Here is a 5085-nt window from a genome sequence, read left to right as displayed (position 1 = left end):
GTTATCTCTAGCGCCGCATCAGGATGAAGGCACGGTAGGCACGGCGTGTCGGTCGCCCTGTCCCTCATGGTTATCTAATAGCGTCTATGTCACAGGTGGGACAGCCATAGGAGTGGCGATGTCGTGTGCTGTAGAGAAGGTCATTTCACCGACGACGGGGCAGTCGGGTTGGGTGATCGTGGACGAAGAATCCATGCGCCCGGTCGCGGAGGCTTCCGAGTGGGTGCTGTTCATGCAAGGCGCCGGAAGGTCACCTCAAACAATCCGCGCATACGTTCCTCGGGTCTGTTGGTTCTTGAACTGGACTGCCGGTCGCGGACTGGATTGGCACGAGATTCGTGTAGGTGAACTCACTCGTTTCAAATTCGCCGTCGAACACACCCCAACCGTCCACTACCGGCTGCGCTCCGGCAGATCGGTCAACGCAGTGATGACCGCTGTCGTCGAATTCCTCAGGTTCTGCGGAATGCGTGGATTGGTCTCCGCAGATGTTGTTTCTGGGCTGTCCCAGCCCAAGTACCTGGCCTACGCACCCCGCGATTTCCACGAAGGTGAATCCGGTCAGCATCGGCTGATTCGTGCCAGAACCCTCAAAGCGCCGGAAGTCGTAAAGCCTCCGGAAATTATTACTGAAGAACAGTTTTCGCATGCTCTGAACTCCGCGAACACCGAACGAGACCGTTTTCTGGTGCTGTTGCTGGTTCGTTCCGGACTCCGAATCGGAGAGGCATTGGGTTCGCGCCGTAGCGACCTGCATTTCCTTCCGACCTCGGTTCATCTGGGATGCCAGGAACGTGGACCTCATGTTCATGTTGTTCGGCGTGAAGGCAATTCGAACGGTGCCCGCGCTAAAGGACAATCCCGAGTCGTACCGGTCAGCGACGAGGTGGTCACTCAGTATCGCGAGTACCTTCTCGAACGAGACAGCGTGCCCACCGCAATGACCTCGTACTTCGTGTTCGTCAACCTTCTCGGGCATCACGCCGGTTCGCCGATGTCGTATTCGAACGCAAAACAGATTGTGGAAAGGATCGGCAACCGTGCCGGTTTCCGATTGCGGCCCCACATGTTCCGGCATACGGCAGCCACAATCTGGACGCGCAACGGCACCGGTATCGACGTGGTTCAGTCGTTGCTCGGTCATGTGAGCCGAGCATCGACCGCGATCTATCAACACCCCGACGCGGAGGACCTGAGGGCGGCAGTGGAAAGAGTGGGCATATGAGCATCACCGCTCTACCCGTCGAGTCAAGAGCCCTCTCGACTGGAAACGAACAGACCTGGAAAGCGTGGTTGATCGAACGAATCGACCCGCAATGGCGAGTCGCGGAATGGGATTCACGCCGACAGGTATTCACCGGAGACGTCGACAACGAAATGACAGCGGTCTATCTGTGCCGAGTCGACCGATGCATGACGGTCGTGGAAATCTTCGACCGCCGTTGCAGGCGGTGCGAACGCCACCGCAAGCTCAACGGGACCTCACCTTCATTCTTCGACCGGACATTCGACCCCGATTCGGTTCCACGAAGAGACGAAAAAGCCTTTTCGAAAGTCGATTTCGAACTCAGTGAGGTGAACGGCACTGTTGCGGCGGAGATTATTTACGGAGTGCAGCAGCGTGACCGTGATCAGATCATCTTGGTTCCGATGCGGATCCGCAGCATAGTTTCCCACCTCCCACCGGATTGTCGCTCACTGCTCGATGTCGCCGGAAATCGCCAGTTCGAGAAGGCACTCGGAGCTGCAGCCGGTGGTGTGTTCCGGTCGTTGGTCACACATCTGCAGCGGGCGCACGTCGTGTACTCCGGTACTGATCCCACCATGGCCGACGTGTGGAAACCTGCCGTCGTGGGCCTGCAAGCTGCTCCGGACCGGCGATACAGTGCGGCCGGTGGCGTTGTGGACTTCCGAGAGATCAGACAGCGATGGCTTCGAGAGATCACCAAACAATTCGGCCGCGAGGTACGCCCACCCGTGACGACACTGCGGCACACCGTTCATGCCGCCGAAATCGCTTCACGGCAACTCTCGCTGCGCACGAACGGCGATCACCCCGAACTACTCGACCACGGTGACATGAGCGCTGTCGTCGAGGGTTTCCGCACCAGCGCCGATCGAGAGGGCAAGCCCCATTCCTTCACCCATCGACGATCATTGCTCGGGTGGTGGCGCCGACTTCTCGAGTTCTCACGCCGCACGGGCGCAATGGATGACATCCCCGGCTCCTTCGCACTCGATCTGCGTTCGCACACAATTGCCCAGGTCGAGACCAGCGAGGACGACTTCGGACGCACGATCCCCGAACATGTCATCGCACAACTCGATCAACACCTCGAGCTGCTGGGTAGGCACTCCACGTACTCCGCGCCGGGCTGGAACCCTGACGACTACGCCATGATGTATCAGACGGTCTACCAGATCATCCGGGACACCGGTCGACGCCCGAGTGAGATCGTCGGGCTCAAACGCTCATGCCTGGACTGGGTCGACGGCAAGCCCACACTCGTCTACGACAACCGTAAACGTCGCAGAATGGGGCGTAGATTGCCGATCAGCACTGCAACGGCAACCGTGATCGACCAATGGCTCGACCACCTTCAATCGCTGTCTGTTCCGGACACACTGTGCGACTGGCTCTTTCCCACGCCGGGAACCCGCAACAACATTCGCCGCGGGCACTTGAGCGGTGCGCAGTTCGGGTCCCGGGCCTTCGCCATCTGGATCGATGCAATCCCGGAACTTGTCGACGAAAGACTCGACGATGACGGAAACCCAGCTCTCTACGACAGATCAATGATCACTCCTTACGGATTGCGGCACTCCTACGCTCAGCGGCACGCTGACAACGGCACACCGGTGGACGTCCTACGCGAATTGATGGATCACCGCAGCGTCGACACGACCATGGGATATTTCTCCGTCACACTCAAACGTAAACGCCAAGCCACCGAGGAGATTTCGAAGTTCGCGATCGACAGGCACGGACGACCGGCGGGATTCACGTCGGTAACGGAGTACGAGCGACAGTCGGTGGCCGTGCCCTTCGGAAACTGCACCGAACCCTCGAACATCAAAGCCGGCGGCCAACACTGCCCGATCCGATTCCAGTGCGCAGGATGCTCCTTCTACCGACCGGACCCGTCCTACCGGCCCGCAATCGAGCAGCATCTCGCAGAGCTGCGCACAGACAAAGAAACTGCAATCGCCACCGACTCCGCGTCGTGGGTGATCACCAACTTCGACGCCCAAATTCACGCGTTCACGGACGTCATCTCGTCGATGGACGCAATGCTTGCCGACCTGCCCGCAGACCAACGCGCGGTCATCGACAACGCCTCCCGCGAACTGAGGAAAGCGAGGACCGCAGCTGCCTTCATACCGCTCGAGTCCGTAACCACCCACACGAACGAGGACGAACAACGATGACTGCCGATGACCGTGACATACGAACCCAACGGCTCATCGCCTCCCGTCGACGTGACAGCGCTGACAAACAACGCAGAACGCTGACAGTCATCGCCGACCTCTCATCCGCTGGCGAACGCATCAACATCAGCGAAATAGCGCGTCGCGCAGGCGTTTCTCCATGGTTCATCTACAACACCGCAGCAATTCGAACCGCCGTCGAACGCGCCACAGAAGAGCACTCCCACACCGCCACCAGAAGCAGCGCCGGACGCACGTCCGCTACGGCGGACAGTCTTCACGCCGAACTGTTGATGGCGCGTGAGGAAGTTCGGGCGCTACGAACGGACCGAACCAAGCTCGAGACCAAAGTGCAACTACTACTCGGCAACCAACTCGAACACCTGCCGCACGACACACTGCTCGCCCGTATCCACGAGCTCGAACAGATAGCAGCCGAGCTGCGCTCGGACCTCGACTCCGAACGCAGACGCGCCGACACCATGACAACACGAACCGAAGAACTCCAGGACGAGCTCACCGCCGCCCGCGCCTCACTCAAAAGGATGGTTCAAAGCGTTTCTCCAGCACGACGAATCGAAGCAATCGGCACATAAGAACACACCCCAGCAAGCATCGGAATCTACGCGGAACTGTGAATCAACACGCGGACAATACGGCAGACATCGCATCCTTCTCTGCTTGAGTCACCCACAGGCGGTAGACCGACTTCACCGTGATCTGCTTCGAGACGTAGGTGCATCGGTACGCCTTGTTCGGGGGAAGCCAGGATGCGGCATCGGAATCAGACTTCTTCGCGTTCGTCGGTCCATCCACCGGGATCAGATTTCGGGGATCGTTCGCCAGATTCGTGCGCTCCTGAAGACTCAATTGTTGCGCACCCTTCTGCCACGAATCGCTCAACGCGACCACATGGTCAATCTGAACCGCAGTCGAAGTATCCTGTCCCCGAACAAAATTGATCGTCTTTCCAGTGTAAGGATCAGCCAACGTGCCAGAGAGAACAACACATTGCTTCTTTCCTTCTTTGAAGACCACGTCAGTCAGCCGCGAAGCCAACAGATTATTGCGCGTATCGCACCCGTCATGCCCGAACTCCACATCGACATCATCAGACCATGCCTGACCGAACTGATCTCTGCTGTAACCAGTTTTCGGAGCACGCCCCTTCACCGGAAGCGTCTCCAACAGCGCAACGGAAGAAGCCACATCAACATCGTGCTGACCAGGGCTATCCACAGACAACGATCCTGCTGGGATCACATCCGCCAACGTCGTACTGCAACCGGAAATCGACAACCCGACCAAGGCAGTGACGGCAACCAGGAGGGAACGGGAACGCACCAAGCGACTATGCAACGTGAAACTCCTAAATCATATGCAGTGCAGAGGATCTGCACTCTTATCAACAAAACTCATGAGGATGATTGTCGGGAAATCCCGACATCAGACCAGGTGTGCTACACATCCACCGAACCCAATCAACCGGCCACGTGCGTGATTGAACATGCCATCGTCCCTATCCGTGCGGTCGAACCGGTCGACCGTCACACGAACTGACCATCGTCACTCACATAACTCACACCGTCGACATCGAACAATGGGGGCCTACCAGCAAGGTTTTGAGATATGTCAAAACTGCGTGCAGATAATGCG

At 58.2% G+C, this 5085-nt stretch carries 4 protein-coding genes; 3 read left to right on the top strand and 1 reads right to left on the bottom strand.

Annotation, left to right across the window (positions count from 1 at the left end):
• Nucleotides 1–118 precede the first annotated feature (118 nt).
• The 3 genes from M1L53_RS32925 to M1L53_RS32915 are packed head-to-tail and all read left to right on the top strand — an operon-like array spanning nt 119 to nt 4025.
• Entirely contained in the window at nt 119–1225 is a 1107-nt protein-coding gene (locus tag M1L53_RS32925) for a tyrosine-type recombinase/integrase (RefSeq protein ID WP_261949497.1), read from the top strand.
• Nucleotides 1222–3429 carry a site-specific integrase gene (locus M1L53_RS32920; protein ID WP_058037609.1) on the top strand — a complete coding sequence of 736 codons (2208 nt, stop codon included), beginning with the start codon at nt 1222–1224 and terminating at the stop codon, nt 3427–3429. Before M1L53_RS32925 ends, M1L53_RS32920 begins: the two co-directional genes overlap by 4 nt.
• A complete protein-coding gene (locus M1L53_RS32915) occupies nt 3426–4025 on the top strand; it encodes a DUF6262 family protein (RefSeq protein WP_047269065.1) in 600 nt (199 codons plus the stop codon). Before M1L53_RS32920 ends, M1L53_RS32915 begins: the two co-directional genes overlap by 4 nt.
• A gap of 43 nt (nt 4026–4068) precedes the next feature.
• Here M1L53_RS32915 and M1L53_RS32910 read toward each other — a convergent pair whose 3' ends face one another.
• Entirely contained in the window at nt 4069–4668 is a 600-nt protein-coding gene (locus tag M1L53_RS32910) for an HNH endonuclease family protein (RefSeq protein WP_235808525.1), read from the bottom strand.
• Between the last annotated feature and the right edge of the window lie 417 nt (nt 4669–5085).

The sequence above is a fragment of the Rhodococcus sp. T9N genome (assembly GCF_024436645.1).
GTDB classification, from domain to species: domain Bacteria; phylum Actinomycetota; class Actinomycetes; order Mycobacteriales; family Mycobacteriaceae; genus Rhodococcus_F; species Rhodococcus_F qingshengii.
Note: the sequence above shows the minus strand (reverse complement) of the source record. Positions and strands in the feature narration are given on the sequence as shown.